Raw genomic sequence first — 22,927 nt, forward strand, 5'->3', positions numbered from 1 at the left:
GTGCCGCTGCGATTGCAGCAGCAGCGACGCTGGAAGGCAGGCCGCTGGACGCAGCGGCGTGCGCGGGAGCGTAGCGAGGTGCTTGCTGACGGGGCTGCGGCGTCCTGGAGCAGGTGCGGCTGAGCGGGCCATGTCTGGATGCAAAAGCGTGCCATCTGCTGGATATCGACGGCGCGCTGCTTGGCGGTATCGGTGAGGCCCTCGCGGCCAGGGCCGCTCCTACGAAAGCGTCGGTGCGTATTCGTTGACCACTACGCCACCGCTGCCTGGCCGTTCCTACGGAGACGTTGGTGCGCGCGTCGACCGGCGCGGACTTGGCTGCTCCCCCGGGGAAGCACCGCCATTGCACATGCGGGCGCTCGGACCTACCGATGCTTCAGAGGCTGGTCTTGACCGCGGTTTCCACCTGCGCCGGCGACTGGAAGCCAGGCAGGCGCGCCACCTCACTGCCATCGCGGTACAACGCAAGGGTCGGCGTCTGGCGCAGGCCCAGGTCGCGGAAGAATTCCTCGCCTACTACTTCCAGCTTGACCTTCAGCAAGGCCACGCCACTGGCGGCTTCGCTGTTGGCGAACTTGTCCAGCGACATGTCCAGCATCCGGCAGCCGGGGCAATTGTCCTTGTAGAAATCCACCAGCGCGCGCGGATGCGCGGCCAGGGTCTGGGTGTAGTGCTCAGGCGACGTGACGGTAATGGTCTGCATTGGGATCGTTCTTGCATTGGGCCAGAACCTCGTCGGTCCAGGCGGCGATGGCCTGCGCATCACGCTGGCCGTGAGGCATCTGTTCGATGGTCAAACGGGGAAACGGGCTGTCGAAGAAGTGCGCGATGCGATGCACCGCCCCGCAAAAATACTCTTCGCCCCACTGCGTTTCGCCGGTGCCGAACACAGCAACACGCGGCGGCTTGCCCAGCGTGTCGACCAGTTCGACGATGAAACGTTTCATCTCTGCTGGCGTACGGCCGCCGTTGCTGGTCCAGGTACCAAGCAGAAACAACTCGTACTGTTCATGCGAATGCGGCACCTGGTCCAGCCGCTGCATATCGGTTTCCAACCATGTCACCGCATGCCCGGCCGCTTCGCAGCGCAGTGCAACACTGCGCGCAACATCACGCGTGTTACCGCTCAACGAGGCTAGGGCGAGCAGGATGTTCATGGGGCTGGGATTTGGGAATGGAGAATGGGGAATTGGAAGAGCGCGGTACTGTCTGCTTTTGCCATTCCCGATTCCCTATTCCCGATGACTCACAGATCGTCGAAGCCGTTGTCCGAATTGGTCTTCTTGTACGACGCATTGCGCATCTCGAAGAAGTCGGTCTTGGTCTCGGTGAAGTTGTCGGCGTATGCCTTGATCCACGGCATCACGTTGTCGTTGGCGCCTTCGTACAGCTTCTCGATGCCGAGCATGCCGGCCATCTTGTTGGCGCGGTACTTCACGTAGCGGATCATCTCGTCGACGTCGATGCCGTCGATGCCGTCCAGCACTTCGGCGGTCCACACCGTTTCAAGGTCAATCGCGTGTTCGAAGGCCTTGTGCACGTAGTCGGTGAGCTCGTCGCCCTGCAAGGCCTGGTTCTCGCCGATGATGGCGCGAATCAGCTCGCTGATGAACTTGGAATGCGCCAGCTCGTCGCGGTTGATGAAGCTGATGATCTTGCCGGTGCCGGTCATGCGGTTCTGGCGGACCAGATTGTAGAAATACGCAAAGCCGGAATAGAAGTTGATGCCTTCCAGGATCGAAGACTGGATCAGCGAACGGATCAGCGTTTCGGCCGTCTTCTCGCGCATGAAGTCTTCGTAGGCGCCCATGATCGGCGCGTTGCGCTTGATGATGGTCGGGTGCGTGCGCGCGATTTCGAACACGCGGTTCTGGTCGGCCAGGCCGGTGATCGAGGCCAGCACGTAGCTGTAGCTCTCGTTATGGATCACTTCCTGCTGGCCGATGATCGCGGCATTGGCATGCGCGGCCGGGTCGGTGATGTATTCGGCCACGTTGTAGATGAAACGCGTCTGCGGCGAATCCAGCGTGGCCAGCAAACCGATGATCGAATCGTAGGCATTCTTTTCGCGCGCCGACAGCTCGTTGTACTGGCGTGCATCGCCCTTCATGTCCACCTCGTCGGGGATCCAGAAGTTGGTCGACAGCTCCTTGTAGGCCCGATAGAAGGACGGGTACGGGATGTCGTTCCAGTTGAGGATGCCCGAGGTCTGACCGTTGATGATGCTGGTCGAACGGTTCGGGTGACGCGGCTCAAGAATTTTGATGCGTTCAAGCGGTGTTGCGGACATGGGTCTCTACTCGTGTTTCAGGCGTCGCGCGCGTGCAGCGGGGACGACAGCAGCAATCATTCTGGAGGAAAGCCCCCTGAGTCAGGGGGCGCGCCGAAGGCGCGGGGTGTGGAAGCTGGTGAAGCAGGGTCCACGGTTCGCAAGGCGAACCGTGGAAGCGAAGCGCGAATGCGCTTAGCTACTGCACCACTCGCACTCACTGATGTCGATATCGTTGGAACGCACGTAATACGTGGTCTTCAAGCCTTCGCGCCAGGCGGTCATGTGCAGGTCCAGCAGCGTGCTCGCACGGATGGTGCTGGGCACGTAGAAGTTGAAGCTGATCGACTGGTCCACGTGGCGCTGGCGGCGCGCGTTCTGGCGCACGCTGGCGAACTGGTCGACCTTGTAGGCGCCCTTTTCGTAGTACGGCCAGGTTTCCAGCGACAGGCCGGGCGCGGCGACCGGGCGACGGAAGTCCTTCTTTTCTTCGTAGTAGAACGCGCTGTAGATCGGGTCGATCGACGCAGTGGAACCGGCGATCTGCGCGGTGCTCATGTTCGGCGCAACTGCCAGCATCCACGCGTTACGCACGCCATTGACCGACACCTGCGCCGACAGCTCCAGCCACTGCGGGCTGTTGTAGTCGCGCGCACGGAAGTACTCGCCGTTATGCCAGTCGCTGCCGCGGAACACGCTGTAGGTGCCCTTTTCCTTGGCCAGCTCCATGCTCGCCTGGATGGTCAGGTAGTTGATGCGCTCGTACAGCTCGTCGCTGTAGTCCTCGGCTTCCTTGGCATTCCAGTGGATGGACTTCTGTGCCAGCAGGTGATGCCAACCGAAGGTACCCAGGCCAATGGCGCGGTACTTCTGGTTGGTGATGGTAGCCTGCGGCACCGGCAGCTGGTTCAGGTCGATCACGTTGTCGAGCATGCGCACCTGGATCGGGATCAAGCGCTCCAGCACGTCGGCGCCCAGCAGATCCGCCTGGTCGGCCTGCACGGTGATCGCGCGGCCCAGGTTGATCGAGGACAGGTTGCACACGACGAAGTCGCCCGCCTTCTTGGTGGTGACGATCTGATTGCCGCTGATGATCTCCTGCATCATCCGCGTCGGGCTCATGTTCTGCAGGATCTCGGTGCACAGGTTGGACGAATAGACCATGCCCTCGTGCTTGTTCGGGTTCTTGCGATTGACTTCATCGCGATAGAACATGAACGGGTTGCCGGTTTCCAGCTGGCTGACCATGATGCGCTTGAAGATGTCGATCGCCTTGACGGTCTTGCGCGTGATGCGCTCGTCGGCAACCACTTCCTCGTACTTGCGACGGAAGCTGCTGTTGGCGTCGCCCTTCTTCTCATCAAAGAAGTCCTGCAGGTACCAGCCCTTGATCCGCTTCACTTCGTGCGGGTCGAACAGATACCAGTCACCGCGGCGCTCGACCGCTTCCATGAACAGGTCGGGGATGCACACCGAGGTGAACACGTCGTGCGCGCGCAGACGCTGGTCGCCGTTGTTCAGGCGCAGATCCAGGAACGCTTCGATGTCGCGGTGGAAGATGTCCAGATAGACCGCGATGGCGCCCTTGCGCTGGCCCAGCTGATCCACCGACACGGCGGTATTGTTGAGCTGCTTGATCCACGGCACCACGCCGCCGGACGAATTGGACACGCCACGGATCGCCGAGCCCGACGAACGCACATAGCCCAGGTACGCGCCCACGCCGCCGCCGTGCTTGGACACGCGCGCCACGTCGGTATTGGAGTCGTAGATGCCCTGCAGGCTGTCGTCGACGGTGTCGATGAAGCAGCTCGACAGCTGGCCGCCGACCTTGCCGGCATTGGCCAGCGTCGGCGTTGCCACCGTCATGTACAGGTTGGACAGCGCCCAGTAGGCCTCGCCCACCAGCTGCATGCGGCGCTCGCGGCTGCCCTTGCCGGTGCCGATCTCGTCCTGCATCAGGTACAGCGCAATGGTCAGCCAGCGCTCCTGCGGCAGCTCGAACACGCCGCGCGAGTTGTCGGTGGCCAGGTAACGGGTGGCCAGCAGATACAGGCCGTTATAGGCGAACAGCTTGTCGCGCTCGGGCTCGATCATCTTGCCGGCTTCGATCAGCTCGTCCTTGGAATAGCGGCGCAGGATGTCGTTGGAATAGACATTGCGGTCGGCCAGGCTTTCCTGCAGACCCACGAACGAGCCGTACTTCTGGCTGGCGTCGTAAAACCGGTTGCGGCTGGCGCGCTTGTACAGGCGGCGCAGGTACAGACGCGCAGCGAAGTGCTCCCACTCCGGAGTGGTCAGATCGACGCGGGCTTCGGCCTCGCGGATCAGGTGGTCGACCAGGTCGTCGGCGTTGACGCTGTCCTTGCGCTCGACGAAGCCGAACACCGAGCGCTTGTAGTCGGCCACGTCCAGCTGCGGGAACTCGGCATGGATCTGGTCGATGGCGCGCTCCAGGCGCTCCGGCTCGAACGGAATCTTGCGATTGCCCGCTTCCTTGGTGATCCAGGTGGAGACGTTTTGTTCTTCGATGGTCTGTGCGTGCATTGCAATGGCTTGGCGGGGAGGCGGCACGATGTCCGACGGGTCGGTCAATTCCGGCGCGCCACAGGCAGGCGCGGCGACACTGGCGGAGACGCTGGTGGGTGTTGCGGTACCGGCGGCGATCGCGGAAAGGGTGTCGTTGGTGGTCATGCGTCCTCCATGCGTAGGCACACGAACCCGCTCGGGGAGCGAGTTGCGGCCGGATCCGGACTCCCTGGACAGCGATGACGGTGCAGGGCGAGCGGCACGCAAGACAGGCGTCTGCGGCGGCATCGACATCACCAGCCATCTCCTCACCGGAGATTCCACGGCCGCCACCGCGCGGTGTGCTGTCGCGCAGTGGTCGGTGGCGAAACAACCGCGGCGCAACGAGACCACGCCGCCTACTCCAGGCGACGCCCGGATGGCTGTAGTCATGAGTGCGACCGCGGCGGGGAGGCCCTCGACCGCGGCCCCGCCGCGATACGTGCTCCCACTGGTCCGGCCGCCTTGTGCGACCAACCACCGACTCCCCCAAGATAGTGGGGTACCCGGGAGGGGTCAACACCAAATGTGGGAAAAACCCGCAAACCCTTGTAGCGCAAAGAACTGTCTGACGAACGGTCGTCCCGGGCCGGCGAACCTGTCCAAGTGGACTGCGCAGTCAAGGCCCAAACCGGCTTTCTGCTGACTGGTCGGGTTCGGCTGGGACGACCGCCGCACGTCTCGATGCTGCAGCCGGTCACAGTGGGCCGCCACTGCCATGAAGGGGACTGCAGCAACGGCGCAGATGATCCGCTCTCCGCCTGATCTGCCGGTATTGAGCAATCAGATCAAGGCGCCCGCACGGTACGTCTCGCGGTCACTTGGCTGTCTTCACGCCTGGTTGAGTGCGCGGTGCCCTCACCGCTCGCGGGACACGCCGTTAACCCGTCCATGGGGGCTCGGTGGCGGCATCCATGCCGCCAACGGTCCCGCAATCGGTAAGGACACCGCGCCAGACAGTTGGCTGGTGGTTTCGTTGAAGAGCGAGGAGCACGTCGCGGCTTGCCGGTTGCTCGTTGAAAACCATGCATACCGACCATCTCGACTGGTCCTTGCCCGCCCACCGTCGCGGGACCCTTGGCGGCATGGATGCCGCCAAGGAGCTACATGGATGTACTTGCGGCGTGTCCTGCGATGGTGGGCGGGCAAGGGCCCTGCAGCAAAGGCCCAGATGATCCGCACTCCGACTGATCTGCCAGGATTGAGCGATCAGGTAGCGACGCCTGCATCGTGCCTATCGCGATCGCTTAGCCATCTTCAAGTCCGGTCGAGGGCGCGGCGGCCTCAGATCTCGGTCGGGCCGATGTGGTGACGCTTGCGGTAGCGGATAGAGGACCACACCGAGGCGGCGATGAAGGCCACGCCGATCAGGCCGGTCAGCACTTCCGGCACGTGGTAGACGGTGCCCACCAGCATGATGATCGCCAGTACGCCGATGGCGTAGTGCGCGCCGTGCTCCAGGAACACGAACTCGTCCAGGGTGCCCTTGTGCACCAGGTAGACCGTCATCGAGCGCACGAACATCGCGCCGATCGCCAGGCCCAGCATGATGATGACCACGTCACGGGTGATGGCGAACGCGCCAATCACGCCATCGAACGAGAACGAGGCATCCAGCACTTCCAGATACAAGAACGCGGCAATGCCCGAGCGCTTGGCCGGGCCCATGCTGCCGTCTTCGCTTTCTTCCGCCTCGAACAAGGCATCCACGCTGCCGACCAGCAGATACAGCAGGATGCCGCCCAGCCCGGCGAACAGCACGCTTTGGAAGATGGCCTCGGGCAGGAACAGCTTGGTGCACAGCAGGACCGTCACCGCCACGATCACCGACATCGCATCGGCCTTGCCCAGCTTGCCGACCAGCCGCTCCACCGGGCCCAGCCAATGCAGCTTGCGCTCCTGGTCGAACAGGAAGTTGAGGAACACCAGCAGCAGGAACATGCCGCCGAAGGCGGCAATGGACGGGTAGTTGTCGGTCAGCACCTGGCTGTAGCGGTCCGGCTCCTTCAGCGCCATCTGCATCACCGGCACCAGGCCCATGCCGGTGGCCACCGACACGATCACGATCGGGAACACCAGGCGCATGCCGAACACCGCGATCAGGATGCCCACGGTGAGGAACAACTTCTGCCAGAACGCGTTCATGTGCTTGAGCACGCCGGCGTTGACCACCGCGTTGTCGAACGACAGCGACACCTCCAGCACGCTGAGCACCAGGCATAGCCATAGCGCCTGCCAGATGCCCATCGCGGAGGTATGACCCCACCAGGCAGCCAGGCCCAAGCAGATCGCTGTGACCAAGAACGACATTCTGAAATCGCGAAACATTGACACTCCCAGGCGGGCCGAGACGACAGCCGGAGCAACGGGCCAGGGCAAGGCCCGGCAGATCCGGCGTGCGGTGGAGGATGGGGGACCGCGGCGTGACGCAACGTCAGGCCGGGCGCGGCTCGCCCATTATAGGGAGTGTCACCGCCATCAGGGTCGCATCGTCCGGATCCGGGCGCACGCCGAAGCCCAGGCTCTGGCACATCGCCAGCATGGTGCGGTTCTCGCGCAGCACCTGGCCTTCGATCTGCTTCAGGCCCAACCAGCGCGCGTACTCGATCATGATGCGCATCAGCTGCCAGCCGATGCCGTGGCCCTTGAGGTCGGAGCGGATCAGGATGCCGTACTCGCCGCGCTCGTAGTCGGCGTCGGCATGCAACCGCACCGCGCCGAGCATGTCGCCGGTCTTGGGGTCGATGGCCACCAGCGCGATCGAGCGCGCGTAATCGAGCTGGGTCAGCCGCGCGATGAATTCGTGGCTGAAATGCTTGACCGACTGGAAGAAGCGCAGCCGCAGGTCTTCGTCGGTGACCCGTGCGAAGAACGCGCGGAACAGCGCATCGTCTTCCGGGCGCACCGGCCGCACCAGCGCATGGGTGCCATCGCCCAGGCCGATCTGGCGCTCCCATTCCTTGGGGTACGGAAAGATTGCAAAGCGCGGATGGCCCCGGCCCTTGTGCAGCTTGCGCGCCGGCGCCACCGCCACGCGCGCATCCAGCGCGATCACGCCATCGCGGTCGGCCAGCAGCGGGTTGATGTCCAGCTCGGTGATTTCCGGGATGTCGGCGGCCAGCTGCGCCAGCTTGACCAGCACCAGCGCGACCGCGCGCTCGTCGGCCGCCGGCACGTCGCGGTAGGCCTTGAGGATGCGCGATACCCGCGTGCGGCCGATCAGCTCGTGGGCCAGGCGCAGGTCCAGCGGCGGCAGGGCCAGCTCGCGGTCGTTGATGACCTCCACTGCGGTGCCGCCGCGCCCGAACACGATCGCCGGGCCGAACACCGGGTCGTCGGCAATGCCGGCGATCAGTTCGCGCGCCTTGGGCCGCAGCACGGTGGGCTGCACGATCACCCCTTCGATCAGCGCATTGGGGTGCGCGGCGCGCGCACGCGCCAGGATGCCGGTGGCGGCCTCGCGCACCGCCGCCACGCTGGACAGGTTGAGCCGCACGCCATCCACATCGGACTTGTGCGCGATCTCGCTGGACAGCACCTTCAGGGTGACCGTGCGCCCCATCGCCAGCAATGGGTCGGCCAACAGCGCGGCTTCGTTGGCGGTGGCGGCCACCTGCAGCGGCACGATGGGGATGCCGTAGGCGGCCAGCAGCCGGTTGGTGGCCACCGGGTCCAGCCAGCGCCGCCCGGCCGCCAGTGCCTCATCGACCACGGCGCGCGCGATGCCGGCATCCACCACGAAGTCTTCCGGCAGGCTGGGCGGGGTCTCCATCAGCGCCGCCTGCGCCTCGCGGTAACGCACCAGGTGGGTGAAGCCGCGCACCGCGTCCGATTCGGTGGCATAGGTGGGCACGCGCGCAGCGTTGAGCGCGGCGATCGCCGCATCGTCCTGGCCCAGCCACACTGCGAACACCGGCTTGTCGCGCTGGTAGCGGTTGCGCTGGTCCAGCGCGCGGGTCAGCGCCTTGGCGGCATCGGCCGAAGAAGTGAAGGCGGTGGGCACGTTGACCACCAGCAGCGCGTCGTTCTCCGCATCGTCCAGCAGCGCTTCGATCGCCGCGGCGTAGCGCGCGCCATCGGCATCCACAATGATGTCCACCGGATTGCTGCGCGACCAGCCTTCCGGCAGCGACTGATCGAGTTTTTCCAGCGTCTTGGGCGACAGCTCGGCCAGGGTGCCGCCGCGCAGGACCAGCTGGTCCACCGCCAACTGCCCCACCCCGCCGCCATTGCTCAGGATCGCCAGCCGCCGGCCGGGGAAGCTGCCGAGCCGGCCCAGGGTCTCGGCCGCGGCGAACAACTCGTCCAGCGCGCCCACCCGCAACAGGCCGGCGCGTGCGAACGCGGCGCCATACACCGCATCCGAGCCGGCCAGCGCCTGCGCGTGGGTGTCGGCATTGGGGTTGATGCGGAACTGGCGGCCGGACTTGACCACCACGACGGGTTTGGCACGTGCCGCAGCACGCGCGGCCGACATGAACTTGCGCGCATCGCCGATGCGTTCGACGTACAGCAGGATCGCGCGGGTGCGGTAGTCGGTGGCGAAGTAGTCGAGCAGGTCGCCGAAATCCACATCCAGCGTATCGCCCAGCGACACCACCGCGGAAAAGCCGACCGAACGTGCCACGCCCCACTCCACCAGCGCGGCGGCAATGGCGCTGGATTCGGAGATCAGCGCCAAGTCGCCGGCCTGCGGGCAATGCGCGGCGATGCTGGCATTGAGCCGCGCGTGCGGCGCGATCACACCCAAACAGTGCGGGCCGAGGATGCGCATGCCCTTGGCCCGCGCAGCCGCCTCCATGCGCGCGGCCGGCGAGCCAGGCCCGCGACCCAGGCCGGCAGTGAGGATGATCGCCGCGGCGACCCCGCGCCGCGCCGCGATGGAGACGATGCGCGGCACGATGCGCGCCGGCGCGGTGATCACCACCAGATCCGGCACCCACGGCAGATCGGTCAGCCGCGGCACCGTGCGCACGCCATCGATTTCGGCGTAGCGCGGGCTCACCCAACCGATCTGGCCAGGGAAGCCGGCCGCGCGCAGATTGCGCACCACCGCCCGCCCGGCCGAGCGCTCACGCGGGCTGCCGCCCACCACCGCCACGGTGCCGGGGCGAAAGACCTGCTGCAGGTGATAGGTACTCATCGTGCGGGGGAAAACGCTGCCATCGCGCTACGGTACACGTCAGGCAGAGCTGGCGTCATCGACCCGGCGGCAGAGAAACAGCGACACAGCACACCCTATTGTTGTGAACGATTCTTATTTTTGTTAATATCCCGTGGTCAGCCAGCTTCCCGCGCCGTCCCGCGCCCCTGCCGCCAGCGACTCATCCGGAACAGGGAACCCCCATGAAACTGTTGACACTATCGGCGCTGCTGCTCGCTGCATCTGCCTCCGCGCACACCCCTTATCTGGCACCGAACACCTTCGCTCCGCAGCCCGGTCAGACGGTGACGCTGGACGCGGCCTTCGCCGAGACCTTCTTCGTGCCCGAAGCGGCCTTCGACCAGAGCCATTTCAGCATCACCGGGCCCGATGGCCGCGATGTCGAACCGGTGCGGGTGCAGGCGCTGGACACCCGCACCGTCGTCGAACACACGCTGGGCAAGCAGCCCGGCACCTATCGATTCAGCAGCGGCCTGCGCGTAGGCGCGCAGTTCCGCACCTGGGAACTGGACGGCAAGCGCGAGACCGTGCGCGACCCGAAGGTGCCCATGCCCAAGGGCGCCACGTTGATCGCCAGCTTCCAGTCGCGCACCCTGGCCGAAACCTATGTGAGCGTCGGCAAGCCCGATCGCAACGCATTGGCGCCGCGTAACCGCGGCCTGGAACTGGTGCCGGTCACCCATCCCAATGACCTGTTCGTGGGCGAGACGTTCGCTTTCACGGTGCAATACGACGGCGTGCCGCTGGCCAGGCAGACCGTGGACATCAGCGAGGCGGTGTGGACCTCCGACCGCAAGCCGACGGTGCTCAGCGTGACCACCGACGCCGCCGGCCGCGCAGTCCTGAAACTGGACCACGCCGGCACCTGGCTGGCATTGACCCGCCACCGCACCCCCGCGCCGGCCGGCGCCCCGGTGCGCGAGTACAGCAACAGCACCACGCTCACCTTCCAGGTGCTGGAGCAGTAGCGCTGCGCAAGCGCTGCGGCGGTTGCGTGTCTTGCGGCGTCCACACGCCGGTGCGGACGCATCTGCCTGGCTCAGCTGGCCGTCTACAGGCAGCGCTCTGCCTGTCGCACCGGCGCCAAGGCCCGGCACTTTTTTCTTCCCTCACGAGGCAATCAATGAACACTGGCTCCCTGGCCGGCGCGTGTCTGTGCGCGCTGCTGCTTCCTGCCGTCGCTGTCGCCCAATCCGAGCCGCGCCCGCTGCTCGGCGGTCACGGCAACAATGTGCAGGCCTTCATCAACCAGCACGACGACAACCACGACGGCCGCATCACCGCCGCCGACTTTGCGGCCTTCCGCCGCAGCCGCTTCGATGCCACCGACCGCAACCACGACGGCACGGTCGATGAGGACGAGTACGTGGACGAGTTCCGCGAGCGCCGCCAGCATGCGCTGGAACAGGAACGCGGCGCACAGGCCGCGCAGGGCAAGCAACGCTTTGCCGCACTCGACAGCGATGGCGATGGGCAGGTCTCGCGCGCTGAATTCGATACTGCCGGCGCGCAGGACTGGGCGCGCGGACAGGCAGCGCTGGCGGCCGCCGCCAATGCTGCAGCTACCGAGCCAACGGTCGCCTTCGATCGCGACGGCGGCCGCCCGGGCATGCCCGACAGCCAGTCGGCCGACGGCTTCCTGGCGCTGTACGACGAGAACGGCGACGGCAAGGTGAGCCGCGCGGAATACGCGGACCTGCGCGCGGCGCAGTTCGCCGGTGCCGACGGTAACCGCGACGGTGCGCTGTCGATGGACGAGTACCGCGTCGAGTTCGAAGACCGCCTCAACCGCCGCCTTACCGCGCTCGAGCAGGCCGATGATCGCCAGGTGCACGTGCGCTTCAACGTGCTCGACACCGACAAGGACCAGCGCATGAGCTTCGCCGAATACCAGGCCTCGGGCCTGCGCACGTTTGCCCGCGTCGACCGCAATCACGACGGAGTGGTGGACGCCAGCGACGCGACATTGCCGCCGCCTGCGCCTGCCCCGGCTTCTAGGCCGGCCCGGGCCGACTGACGAACCGGCCAACTGCCCCTTCCGGCGCGGATCGACATCCGCGCCACCTGGCCCGCCACTGGCGGGCCCCACCCAGCCACGCGACCGCTCCGTGCCGCCCGCAGCCAGGTCCGCGCCTTTCGCGTCCCTCCTTCTCCTGACTGTGGACCCCACGATGACTTCGACACCGACCCTGCTTGCCCTGGCGATCGCCGCCGGCCTGGCCTTCCCGCTGCATGCCGAACAGGCGCCCGCCGATGCCACCACCTTCGACCCGGTCGAAGTGAAGGCCGCGCGCGACAAGCGTGCCTCCAGCAACCAGAACGTCACCACCCTGGACACTGCGCAGCTGCAGCAGGAACAGGCCGAAAGCATGGAGGACCTGGTGCGCTACATCCCCGGCGTGAGCATCGCCGACATGGGCCGCTTCGGCGAGAACGGCTTCAATATCCGCGGGCTGGAAGGCGACCGGGTGGCGATGACCATCGACGGCCTGTCGATGGCCGAAGGCGTGGAGACCGCGCGTGACTACGAGTTCTTCCGTGCCGGCCGCGGTGGCGTGGATGTGGATTCGCTCAAGAGCGTGGACATCGTCAAGGGCGCCGATTCGATCAGCGCCGGCAGCGGTGCGCTCGGCGGCGCGGTCGTCTTTACCACCAAGGACCCCTACGACTATCTCAAGGCGCAAGGCAACGACACCTATGTCGGCCTGAAGACCGGCTACACCGGTCATAACGACCAGCGGCTGGGCAACGTCACCGTCGCCAATCGCACCGGCATCGTCGAATCGATGCTGACCTACACCCGCCGCGACGGCCACGAAGCGGAGGGCTGGTATTCCAGCACCAAAATCGACACCGGCAGCGCGCGGCGCACGCCCGACCCGATCGACAGCGAGAGCAAAAACGTGCTGGCCAAACTCGACGTGGTACCGAACGCACAGCACCGCTTCGGCGTGGTCTACGAACGCAACCGCTCGCAGAACCGGGTCGACAACCTGAGCCGAGTCAGCGCGCCCAGTTATGCCGAACGCACCGGCGACGACAGCAACGACCGCGATCGTTACGGCCTGCGGTATCTCTGGAACGCCCACAACGCCTTGTTCGACACCCTGGAAGCGCAGCTCGACCGCCAGCAGACCGACAGCCGCGGCACCACCCGCATCCTCACCCAGAGCGGCAGCTCCAGCACCCCCGCCACTGCGGCCACCACGCGCTGCACGGTGGCGCTGCCGTGCCGCCGCGCCGAAGACCGCGACACCGAGCAGACACTGGACCGCATTGCACTGGATTTCGACAAGCAGGTGCACAACAACGGCTGGTCGCAAGCGCTGCTGTACGGGGCCGCCTGGCAGCGCCGCAGCATCGATTTCAGCGCGGTGGACTACCGCTGGAACAACGCCGGCGCGCTGGACACCGCCACCGTCGACCCGGCACAGGTGCCACAGACCGATGCCGACAGCTGGAACGTGTACCTGCGCGATCGCATCGGCCTGCTCGACGACCGCCTGCAGCTCACCCTGGGCGCCCGCTACGACCACTATCGCTATACGCCGACACTGTCGCCCACCTTCATCGATACCACCGGCACGGTACGCGAGGTGACGTTTGCTTCGCCCACGTGGCAGGCCGGTATCAGCTATGCCTTCACCCCGCAGCAGACGCTATGGTTCCAGGCCGGGCGCGGCTTCCGTGCGCCGACCACCGCCGAAATGTACGCCCCGACCAGCATCACTGCGCTGACCCGGGTGGACACCGGCACCACCGTCAACGTGCCGACCGTGGCCGCCAATCCCGCGCTGGACGCAGAGCGCAGCCTCAACCTGGAGCTGGGCTGGCGCTGGGAAAGCGACTGGGCGCGCGTGGGCCTGTCGGTGTTCCGCGACCGCTACGACGACTTCATCCAGAGCGAAACCGTGACCGCCGATGCCGGCACGCGTTACCAGACCTGTACCCGCGGCGTGTGCACCTCGCGCAACGGCTACGCCTACACCACGCTGCTCAATGTCGGCCAGGTCGAGGTCAAGGGGGTCGAGTTGGATGCGCAGTTCAAACTGGGCGATGCCTGGCTGCTGCGCGCGGCCTGGACCCACAACCAGGGCGAGCTGGAAGACGGCCGCCCGCTGGACAGCATCAATCCGGATCGCGGTGTGCTTGGCCTGAGCTGGCAGGGCCTGGACGAGCGGCTGCGCATCACTGCCAACATCACCCACGCGCTGGCCAAGAAGGCCAAGGACGTCAACGTGGAGAGCGATGTCTTCGGCGCGCCGGCCGAGCCGTTCCTCAGCGACGCCTACAGCGTGGTCGATCTGTTCGGCAGCTATCGCGTCAACGCGCACGTGCGCGTCAATCTCGGCGTGTACAACCTGTTCGACGAGCGTTACTTCCAGTGGGCGCGCATCCGCAACGTCACCCGCGGCGATTTCTATCTGTACGGCTATGCCACCGACGACGGCATCGGCCGCTATAGCGAGCCTGGCCGCAATCTGCGCGCCACGGTGTACGTCAACTTCTGACCGGCGTTGCCGGTGCGCAGTGGTGCACGGCAGAGCGTGCGTCGCTGCGCAGGCTGCAAGATGTTCCGCAACCGCACGGCCGGGTGCTGCAGCGCCTCTGCGCGCCAAGTGATGGCACGCAGAGGCGACTTACCCCGTATGAAACGCCGTCCTGCATGCGGCACCTCGACCGTCGGATCTCGACGATTGCAGACGTGACGAGGGCGGCGCGCAGCTGCTCGCACACGCGCCCACGCATTGCGACGCTACAACAACGTCCCGCTCAGGATCGCCGCGGCGATGCTGAAATAAATCACCAGCCCGGTGACATCCACCAGTGTGGCCACGAACGGTGCCGAGGCGCTGGCCGGGTCGAAGCCGAAGCGTTGCAACACGAACGGCAGCATCGAGCCGGACAGCGAACCGAAGGTGACGATGCCGATCAGCGCCGCGCCGATGGTCAGCGCCACCATCTGCCAGTGCGGGCCGTAGTCGTACAGGCCGGCGTTCTGCCAGATTGCGATACGCACGATCGCCAGCACGCCCAGGATCGCGCCCAGGGTGAGGCCAGTGGGCAGCTCGCGCAGCGCCACCTTCCACCAGTCGCGCAGGCGCAGTTCGCGCAGTGCCAGCGAGCGGATCAGCAGCGAGGTGGCCTGCGAGCCGGAGTTGCCGCCCGAGCTCATGATCAACGGAATGAACAGGGTCAGCACCACCGCCTTGGACAGTTCATCCTCGAAGTGCTGCATTGCGCTGGCGGTGAGCATTTCGCCCAGGAACAGCACGCTCAACCAGCCGGCGCGCTTCTTGATCATCTGGCCAAAGCCGATCTGCATGTAGGGCCTGTCCAGCGCCTCCATGCCACCGAACTTGTGCACGTCTTCGGTGGATTCGGCGATCAACGCATCCAGCACATCGTCCACGGTGACGATACCCAGCACATGGCCATGCGCATCCACCACTGGGATGGCGAGCAGGTCGTGGCGGCGGATCAGCCGTGCGACTTCTTCCTGGTCCAGCGACGGGTCCACGGTGACCGGCGGATTGACCTGCGCCACATCCAGGATCGATGCCTCCGGCACGCCGGTGATCAGCCGGCGCATGGTGACCACCTGCTGCAGCACGCGGGTGTGCGGATCGAGCAGATAGATGGCGTAGACCGTCTCGCGGCTGCGCTCCACCTCGCGGATATGCTGCAGGGTGCGGCCCACCGTCCAGTCGGACGGCACCGCCACGAACTCGGTGGTCATCAGCGCGCCGGCGGTGTTGGGCGGGTAGCGCATCAACGCCTGGATCGATAGCCGCGCCTCGGCACTGAGCAACCACAGCAGCGGCTGGCGCTGGTCGGCATCCAGCCCATGGAAGATATCGGTGGCGCGGTCGTCGGCCATCTGCCCGAGCAGCGAGGCGGCCTGTTCGGCAGGCAGTTGCGCGATCAGTTCGCTGGCATCCCGCAGCTCGGGTTGTTCGAGCAGCTTCACCGCACGCGGCGGTGGCAGCGCGGCCAGCACATGGGCGGCATCGTCGCGGTCGAGGGTATTGAGGTATTCCACCGCATCGGCCGTATTGAAGTCGGCCATGGGTGCGATCAAGGCATCGACGCCTTGGGCAAGGCGCAGGGTTTCGTTGTACATGGTGGTTCGCCTGGTGACGACCGTCGTCGATGACAGCCGGCGAACCTGAAGCCTCAGGCGCGCGCCAGCTGGGTCATCGACCCGGGTCTAGGGTGACTGTCGCTGGACATGAGATAGGGCTCCGAGAGTGCGCACCGACCGGCGATCCGGACGGCAGCGCGGCGCAGTCTGCGCGCCTGAGTCGGCTTGGTCAATGCCCTGCGCAGGCCATGCTCAGCGACCGTGCAGGCCGTGCGAGTGGCCGGCGTCTGCCACCGTGGCGGGCCGGGGCGGCACCTCGCAGCATGCACGCATGGAGACCCGACGCCTGGAGCGTGCGCTCACCTGACCTGTTGCAGCGCGGCCCGGAACAGGCGATGCGCTGGCGACTGCAACGCGGCGCACCGTGCCTCGATGCCGGGATTGGGCGCAGGCAGGCGTCGTTGCCGTGCGGCCGCGTCATGTCATCGGACGGACACCGGTTGCCGGTGGCGTGCTGCGCGCCTCACAGCGCTTGGCGGATCACCCAACCGAAGCGTACCGCCGGCCCGCACCGTTGCACGCAGCGCACGCCAATCCAGGCGGGCACACGCAGGCCGGCGGCATAATGAGCACCTCAACGGAGAACGTGCATGCATAGCGGTGGTCTTGAACTGGCTCTGGTGCTGATGCTGGCCGCCATCGTGGCGGTGCCGGTGTTCAAGCGCTTTGGTCTGGGAGCCGTGCTGGCCTATCTGGTGGCCGGCGTGGTGCTCGGACCCGATGGCGTGGGCGTGGTGCAGGACGCCGAGCGCATCAGCGGTGCGGCCGAGATCGGTGTGGTGATGCTGCTGTTCGTGATCGGGCTGGAGCTATCGCCGGCGCGGCTGAAGGTGATGCGCCATTCGGTGTTCGGCGCCGGCGCCACCCAGGTGGTGGTGACCACGGTGATCCTGGGCGGCCTGCTCATGGTGGGCAATCTGGGCTGGAAGAGCGCGCTGATCATCGGCGTGGCACTGGCCTTGTCGTCCACCGCGGTGGGCCTGCAATTGCTGGCCGAGCGCAAGGCGCTGGGCAGCGACTACGGCCGGCTGGCGTTTGCGATTCTGCTGTTCCAGGACTTGATTGCGATCCCGTTGCTGGCGGCCATTCCGCTGCTGGGCGGCAGCAAGAACGCCACCCTCGCCTGGCCGGACGTGGCCAAGGCCGTGGCGGCGCTGGCGCTGGTGATCCTGTGCGGGCGCTTTGTGCTGCGCCACCTGTTCAACGTGGTGGCGCGCACGCGCATGCCGGAGGTGTTTACCGCCAGCGCCTTGCTGGTGGTGCTGGGCACCGCCTGGATCATGCAGGAAGCCGGATTGAGCGCCAGCCTGGGAGCCTTCATCGCCGGCGTGCTGCTGGCCGATTCGGAATTCCGCCATGAACTCGAATCGCAGATCGAACCGTTCGAAGGGCTGCTGCTGGGGCTGTTCTTCATCTCGGTGGGCATGGGCATCGACCTCAACCGCGTGGTCGCCGAGCCCGGCTTGATCGCGGCGGGCGTGGCGATCCTGCTGGTGGTGAAGTTCTCGCTGCTGGTGGGCATCGGCAGCCTCGCCAAGCTGCCGCTGCGCAGCAGCCTGATGCTGGGCAGCGTGCTGTGGCTGGGCGGCGAATTCGCGTTCGTGGTGTTCAACGAGGCCGACCGCGTGGGCCTGTTGGACGCGGCCAATCACGACCGGCTGGTGGCCATCGTGGGTGTGTCGATGGCACTGACGCCGCTGTTGCTGCTGGTCATGCAACGCATCCTCAACGGACCGCTGCGCCTGCGTGCGCCCAAGTCCGAGCGCCCGTTCGACACCATCGACGCGCAGACGCCCAAGGTGCTGGTGGCCGGCATGGGCCGCTTTGGCCAGGTGGTTGCGCGCCTGCTCACCGCGCGGCACGTGCCGTTCGTGGCGCTGGAACACAACCCCGACACCGTCGAGGACCTGCGCCGCTTCGGTAGCCAGTTGTATTACGGCGACCCCACCCGCCCGGAGCTGCTGCGCGCCGCCGGTGCCGACCGCATCAAGGTGTTCGTGATCGCGGTGGACGACCCGGAAACCAACATCAAGACGGTGCGCCTGATCCGCCGCCTGTATCCGCAGGCCACGGTGCTGGCGCGCGCACGCAACCGCCAGCACGCCTGGAAGCTGATGGACCTGGGTGCCGAACCGTTTCGCGAGGTATTTGCCTCCAGCCTGGAACTGAGTGGGCGGGTATTGACCTCGCTGGGACTCGGCGAGGCGGATGCGCGCGAACACGTCAAACGCTTCCGCCAGCACGACGAAGACCTGCTCCGCCGCCAGCACCTGGTCTACGACGACGAAGCCAAGGTGATCCAGACCTCGCGCGACGCGCGCGCCGACCTGATGAACCTGTTCGAAGCCGACGTCAGGGCGGATGTGGATGGCGAGCCGGCACCCACCACCACGCACGAACGTTGAGCCCGGCACATCGCACTGACGTAGGAGCGCGCCCGAGCGCGACGGGCATTACCGGTAATGCCCGTCGCGCTCGGGCGCGCTCCTACGAGGCAGCGAATACCGGCCGCTCGCTGGCGAGTGCCGACTCGAAAATCGGCGAATCGTTGCGCCATCAACAACCGCGCATCAACTCGCGAAGCCGCGCTTTTGTAGGAGCGCGCCTGAGCGCGATGGGGCTTTACCGGTAATGCCCGTCGCGCTCGGGCGCGCTCCTACGCGGGCGCGTGCATTGCGTGACTGCGATTCATTGCACGCTGTCTGCGTGCACAGCCGCCGCCCGGCGGCGGCGGCGTTTCTGTCGCTCAGCTGCGTGGCTTGCGTGTGGTGCGGGCCGAGGATTTCTTCGCTGCGGCCTTGCTGCCTGCTGCGCTGCTGGTGGTCCTTGGTGCTTTTGCCACGCGCTTGCTTGCACGCTCGGTAGCGGTCTTCTTTGCCGAGGTGCCCGAGGCTGCCGCTTGCGCAGGCGGGCTGGCAGCCGCCGACGCTCGCTTGGTTGACGCTTTGGTTGCCTTGGACGCGCTACCCGTCCTGGTCGCTTTCTTGGCCGCCTTCTTGGGGGCTTTCTTCACCGGCGTTGCAGCACTGGCACGCGCTTCCGGCGGCCGGCGCGGTGGCGGTTTGCGGCCGGGGGTGAGCGCGCGCCAGGCGTGCCCGCCATTCATGGCCAGCAGTGCGTCGGCAGCCGAGGGGCCGGCGCTGCCGGCGGCGTAGTTGGGAAAGTCGCTCGCTGGCTGCTTCCACGCATCCAGGATCGGCTGCACGATGCGCCAGGCGCCTTCCACCATGGCCGCATCCTGGAACAGGCCCGCCTCGCCGTTCATGCAGTCCTGCAGCAGGCGCTCGTAGCCCACCGTGTATTCCTTGGGAAACCAGTCGCGATAACGGAAATCCATGCGCACCGGCGCCAGTGCGACCTGTGCGCCCGGGCGCTTGACGTCGAACTGCAGCGAGATGCCTTCATCCGGCTGGATATGCAGCACCAGCCAGTCGGGGCCGTAGCCGCCCACTTCAGTGCTGCGGAACGGTGCCAGTGGCGCTGGCTTGAAGCGGATCGCGATCTCGGTGGTGCGTTCGCGCAGGCGTTTGCCGGTGCGCAGGTAGAACGGCACGCCGGCCCAACGCCAGGTGTCGACCTGCAACTTCATCGCCACGTAGGTTTCCGTGTCCGAATCGTCCGGCACGGTGTCTTCTTCGCGGTAACCGGGGACGGCGTTGCGATTGACCGCGCCGGAGGCGTATTGCCCGCGTACCACGTCTTCGGGCTTGATCGGGCGTACCGCTTCGATCACTTCCGCACGCCGGCGATGCATGGCCTCGGTGGTGAAGGCGGCCGGCGGCTCCATGGCGATCATCGCCAGCAGCTGGAACAGGTGATTGGGCACCATGTCGCGCAGGCACCCGGTGGGGTCGTAGAAGCGCCCGCGCCCTTCCACGCCGATGGTTTCGGCGGCGGTGATCTGCACATGATCGATGCGGTCGCGGTTCCACACCGGCTCGAACAGGCCATTGGCGAAGCGGAACGCCAGAATGTTCTGCACGGTTTCCTTGCCCAGGAAATGGTCGATACGGAACACCTGATCCTCGTGCAGCACCTTGGCCACGGTGGCATTGAGCGCGACGGCGCTGGGCAGGTCGTGACCGAAGGGTTTTTCCACGATCACGCGGCGCCAGCCCTGGTTCTCGCGCTGCTTGACCAGGCCGGCTTCGCCCAGGTTGAGCAGCACCGGCTCGAAGAAGCGTGCGGCGGTGGCCAGATAGAACAGCACATTGCCTTGCGTCCCGTAGCGCTTGTGCAGTTTCTCCAGCACGCCGTCCAGCGCCTGGTAGGCGCCTACATCGGTGAAGTCGCCGCGCAGGTAATGCATGCGCTCGCGCAGCCAGTCCCAGGTGTCGGTGTCGAATTCGTCGGTCTGGAATTCCGCATCGCGGCTGCTGAGCAGCTGCGTCATCGATTGGCCCATGTTGCTGCGCCAGGCGCGCTCGCTGATGTCGCCGTGGTCCATGCCGACGATGGCGAATTGCTCGCCCAACGCACCGGCGCGGCGCAGGTTGTACAGCGCCGGCATCACCAGCCGCCGGGTCAGATCGCCGCGCGCGCCAAATACCACGATGATGCAGGGCGGTGTGGTCTGTTGCTCGTTCATGGATGTGTTTCCTCTTCGCCCATGCGTCCGTGCAGGCGCAGTGCCGCATTGACCAGGGCCACGTGGGAATACCCTTGCGGGAAGTTGCCAAGCATGCGTTTTGCCCGTGGGTCGTACTCTTCGGCGAGCAGCCCCACGTCGTTGCACAGTCCGAGCAGGCGCTCGAGCAATGCGCGCGCTTCGTCGGTACGGCCGACCAGCGCGAAATTTTCCACCAGCCAGAAACTGCAGGCCAGGAAGGTGCCCTCGCCCGCCGGCAGGCCATCGGCGCTGTCGTCGGCGCGATAGCGTTCGACCAATCCGTCGATGGTGAGCTCGCGCGCGATCACATCGGCGGTTGCCGCGATGCGTGGGTCGTCGGCCGGCAAAAAGCCGACGATCGGAATCAGCAGCAGCGATGCGTCCAGGCGGTCCGAGCCATAGCTCTGCACGAAGTGCCCGTCCGGGTGCACGCCCTTCTCCAGCACTTCGGCGCGGATCTCCTCGGCGATGCGGCCCCAGTGCGCGCGTTTTTCCGCAGTGGCATGGGTGATGCCATCGCGGGTGCCGCAATCGAAGGCCAGCCAGGCCATCACCTTGGAGTGCACGAAGTGGCGGCGCTCGTCGCGGATTTCCCAGATGCCTTCATCGGGTTGGCGCCACAGCGTTTCCAGCGTGTCGAGGATCTTTTCCAGCAGCGAAGCAGAAGAACCATCGTCATCGGACGGCGGCGCCACGCCTTTTTCGCGCGCGTAATGGAAGGCGCCAATCAGCTCGCCGTAGACATCGAGCTGGAACTGATCCACCGCGCCGTTGCCGATGCGCACCGGGCCGGAGTTCTCGTAACCGGGCAACCAGTGCGCCTCCCATTCCTGCAGGCGGCGTTCGCCACCAATGCCGTACAGCGCCTGCAGTTGATCGGGCGAACCGGCGATGGTGCGCTGGACCCAGTCGCGGAACGAGGCAGCTTCGTCGCGATAGCCGGCCTGCAGCAAGGCGATCAGCGTGAACACCGAATCGCGTAGCCAGCAGTAGCGGTAATCCCAGTTACGCGTGCCGCCCAGATGCTCGGGCAACGAGGCGGTGGGCGCGGCCACGATGCCGCCGGTGGGCAGATAACTCAGCCCCTTCAACACCACCAGCGAGCGGCGCACCTGCTCGGTCCACGGGCCGACGTCGGTACAGCGCCGCGCCCAGCCATGCCAGAACGCGGTGGTGCGTTGCAGCGCCTGCTTCGGGTCGATCGCCGGTGGCGTGGGCTGGTGCGAGGCGCCGTGGCTGAGCAGGAACCAGGTGCTCTCGCCGTCACGCAGGGTGAAGTCCGCTTCGGTGCCCATGTCCTCGCCGTGCAGCGTCTGCGGCGAGCGCAGTGCGAGCTGATCGGGGCCGGCGATGGCGCGGATGCCGTCGTCGATGCGCGTCACCCACGGCACCGTGCGGCCGTAGTTGAAGCGGAAGGTCAGGCGCATGTGCATGGGCACTTCGCCCTGCACGCAACGCACGATGCGCACCAGGTGCTGATGCACCTCGCCGTCTTCGCTGGCCACCATGAAATCGACCAGCTCCACCGTGCCGGTGTCGGTGGTCAGCCGTGTGCACAACACCAGGCTGTCGTCTTCGTAGGCACGTTCGCTGCGGAAGTCCGCTGCGGGCGCCAGTGCCCATTGCCCGTGTTGCTCGTCGCCCAGCAATGAGGCGAAGACCGCATCGGAATCGAAGCGTGGCAGACACAGCCAGTCGATGGTGCCACGGTGGTCGACCAGGGCCGCGCTGTGGCAGTTGCCCAGCATGGCGTGGTCCTCGATACGCACGCTCATCGTATGGGCGCTTCCTTCCGGCGAAAGAACATGCAGTCTTGCATGTGCGGTGTCGGGATCAGGTTACGAATACGCCGGCAAGCGCAGCAACGGTGGCACCGTGTGTTCCAGCCGACGGATCAGTGCCGGGTCCATGTAGGCGTAGTCGTCGGGAATCTGCAGCGACAGCACGCGGCAATGGCGCAGATGCGCGGCGAAACGTTTGCGCAGCAACTGCAGATGGCGGCGCTCCATCACCAGCACCAGCTCGGCCTCGTGCAGCAGTTCGGGGGTGACCTGTACGTCGGCATCGGCAGCCAGACCGGCCGACTGGGCCTGCACGCCGGGCCAGTCGGCGAACACGCGCTCGGCAGTGGGGCTGCGCAGGCGGTTGCGGCTGCACACGAACAGCACCCGC

Annotated in this window: 14 protein-coding genes; 4 read left to right on the forward strand and 10 right to left on the reverse strand. The window is 66.2% G+C overall.

Annotated features, from left to right (window positions below; genetic code table 11):
* Positions 1-376: 376 nt before the first annotated feature.
* The 6 genes from ACCQ10_RS19500 to ACCQ10_RS19525 all read right to left on the reverse strand — a co-directional run bounded on the left by ACCQ10_RS19500 (position 377) and on the right by ACCQ10_RS19525 (position 9,980).
* Positions 377-703, reverse strand: coding sequence for a thioredoxin family protein (locus ACCQ10_RS19500; RefSeq protein WP_166744939.1), 327 nt, complete (start codon positions 701-703; stop codon positions 377-379).
* Positions 675-1,157, reverse strand: coding sequence for a flavodoxin (locus ACCQ10_RS19505; RefSeq protein WP_372361633.1), 483 nt, complete (start codon positions 1,155-1,157; stop codon positions 675-677). Before ACCQ10_RS19505 ends, ACCQ10_RS19500 begins: the two co-directional genes overlap by 29 nt.
* 89 nt (positions 1,158-1,246) lie before the next feature.
* Complete coding sequence (locus tag ACCQ10_RS19510) at positions 1,247-2,290, reverse strand: ribonucleotide-diphosphate reductase subunit beta (RefSeq protein ID WP_024712257.1); 1,044 nt, start codon at positions 2,288-2,290, stop codon at positions 1,247-1,249.
* Positions 2,291-2,464: 174 nt separating this feature from the next.
* A complete protein-coding gene (locus ACCQ10_RS19515) occupies positions 2,465-4,963 on the reverse strand; it encodes a ribonucleoside-diphosphate reductase subunit alpha (RefSeq protein ID WP_228334987.1) in 2,499 nt (832 codons plus the stop codon).
* 1,158 nt (positions 4,964-6,121) lie between these two features.
* The gene (locus tag ACCQ10_RS19520; protein WP_047697938.1) at positions 6,122-7,165 is read right to left on the reverse strand and encodes a DUF475 domain-containing protein; all 1,044 of its coding nucleotides are present in this window, start codon (positions 7,163-7,165) and stop codon (positions 6,122-6,124) included.
* Between the two features lie 106 nt (positions 7,166-7,271).
* The gene (locus ACCQ10_RS19525; protein WP_372361634.1) at positions 7,272-9,980 is read right to left on the reverse strand and encodes a bifunctional acetate--CoA ligase family protein/GNAT family N-acetyltransferase; all 2,709 of its coding nucleotides are present in this window, start codon (positions 9,978-9,980) and stop codon (positions 7,272-7,274) included.
* A gap of 203 nt (positions 9,981-10,183) precedes the next feature.
* Between ACCQ10_RS19525 and ACCQ10_RS19530 the strand changes: the two genes are divergently transcribed.
* The 3 genes from ACCQ10_RS19530 to ACCQ10_RS19540 all read left to right on the forward strand — a co-directional run bounded on the left by ACCQ10_RS19530 (position 10,184) and on the right by ACCQ10_RS19540 (position 14,512).
* Positions 10,184-10,969 carry a DUF4198 domain-containing protein gene (locus tag ACCQ10_RS19530; protein ID WP_372361635.1) on the forward strand — a complete coding sequence of 262 codons (786 nt, stop codon included), beginning with the start codon at positions 10,184-10,186 and terminating at the stop codon, positions 10,967-10,969.
* Positions 10,970-11,124: 155 nt separating this feature from the next.
* Entirely contained in the window at positions 11,125-12,018 is an 894-nt protein-coding gene (locus ACCQ10_RS19535; protein WP_372361636.1) for an EF-hand domain-containing protein, read from the forward strand.
* A 154-nt stretch (positions 12,019-12,172) separates the two neighbouring features.
* The gene (locus ACCQ10_RS19540) at positions 12,173-14,512 is read left to right on the forward strand and encodes a TonB-dependent hemoglobin/transferrin/lactoferrin family receptor (protein ID WP_372361637.1); all 2,340 of its coding nucleotides are present in this window, start codon (positions 12,173-12,175) and stop codon (positions 14,510-14,512) included.
* Between the two features lie 245 nt (positions 14,513-14,757).
* On the opposite strand, the gene mgtE is transcribed toward ACCQ10_RS19540, so the two are convergent.
* The gene (gene mgtE / locus ACCQ10_RS19545; protein ID WP_372361638.1) at positions 14,758-16,125 is read right to left on the reverse strand and encodes a magnesium transporter; all 1,368 of its coding nucleotides are present in this window, start codon (positions 16,123-16,125) and stop codon (positions 14,758-14,760) included.
* A 611-nt stretch (positions 16,126-16,736) separates the two neighbouring features.
* Between mgtE and ACCQ10_RS19550 the strand changes: the two genes are divergently transcribed.
* Complete coding sequence (locus ACCQ10_RS19550) at positions 16,737-18,551, forward strand: monovalent cation:proton antiporter-2 (CPA2) family protein (RefSeq protein ID WP_372361639.1); 1,815 nt, start codon at positions 16,737-16,739, stop codon at positions 18,549-18,551.
* Positions 18,552-18,892: 341 nt separating this feature from the next.
* On the opposite strand, the gene zwf is transcribed toward ACCQ10_RS19550, so the two are convergent.
* From zwf to ACCQ10_RS19565, 3 genes are all read right to left on the reverse strand, one after another.
* On the reverse strand, positions 18,893-20,734 hold the full coding sequence (zwf, locus tag ACCQ10_RS19555) for a glucose-6-phosphate dehydrogenase (protein ID WP_372361640.1): 1,842 nt from the start codon (positions 20,732-20,734) through the stop codon (positions 18,893-18,895).
* Positions 20,731-22,530: a glycoside hydrolase family 15 protein gene (locus ACCQ10_RS19560; protein WP_372361641.1), complete on the reverse strand. Its 1,800-nt coding sequence runs from the start codon at positions 22,528-22,530 to the stop codon at positions 20,731-20,733. Before ACCQ10_RS19560 ends, zwf begins: the two co-directional genes overlap by 4 nt.
* Before the next feature lie 63 nt (positions 22,531-22,593).
* Positions 22,594-22,923: a low molecular weight protein tyrosine phosphatase family protein gene (locus ACCQ10_RS19565; RefSeq protein WP_372361642.1), complete on the reverse strand. Its 330-nt coding sequence runs from the start codon at positions 22,921-22,923 to the stop codon at positions 22,594-22,596.
* Positions 22,924-22,927: the final 4 nt, after the last annotated feature.

The organism is Xanthomonas sp. NCPPB 1325 (assembly GCF_041477645.2).
Taxonomy (GTDB): Bacteria; Pseudomonadota; Gammaproteobacteria; order Xanthomonadales; family Xanthomonadaceae; genus Xanthomonas; species Xanthomonas cannabis.